The sequence below is a fragment of the Massilia sp. CMS3.1 genome (assembly GCF_051262535.1).
Classification (GTDB): domain Bacteria; phylum Pseudomonadota; class Gammaproteobacteria; order Burkholderiales; family Burkholderiaceae_D; genus Telluria.
In genome coordinates this window covers 1-273 of the sequence record NZ_JBIMES010000109.1, presented here as the reverse complement: position 1 = coordinate 273, position 273 = coordinate 1, and the positions used below count along the sequence as shown (strand labels likewise).

At 52.7% G+C, this 273-nt stretch carries 1 tRNA gene and 1 rRNA gene; both read left to right on the top strand.

Annotation, left to right across the window (positions count from 1 at the left end):
* Nucleotides 1-92 (top strand): 16S ribosomal RNA (locus ACHAC9_RS24640); the annotation flags it as partial.
* 79 nt (nt 93-171) lie between these two features.
* Nucleotides 172-248: transfer RNA gene (locus ACHAC9_RS24635), tRNA-Ile, on the top strand.
* Nucleotides 249-273: the final 25 nt, after the last annotated feature.

Here is a 273-nt window from a genome sequence, read left to right as displayed (position 1 = left end):
TAAGGGGGGCGCTTACCACGGTAGGATTCGTGACTGGGGTGAAGTCGTAACAAGGTAGCCGTATCGGAAGGTGCGGCTGGATCACCTCCTTTCTAGAGTAGCACCGGAGATTGAAAAGTCTCATCATTAAACGTCCACACTTATCGACTGTTGAACAAAGAACACAGTTTCGGGGCTGTAGCTCAGCTGGTTAGAGCACCGTGTTGATAACGCGGGGGTCGTTGGTTCGAGTCCAACCAGCCCTACCACGTTATGCCCATGGGGGATTAGCTC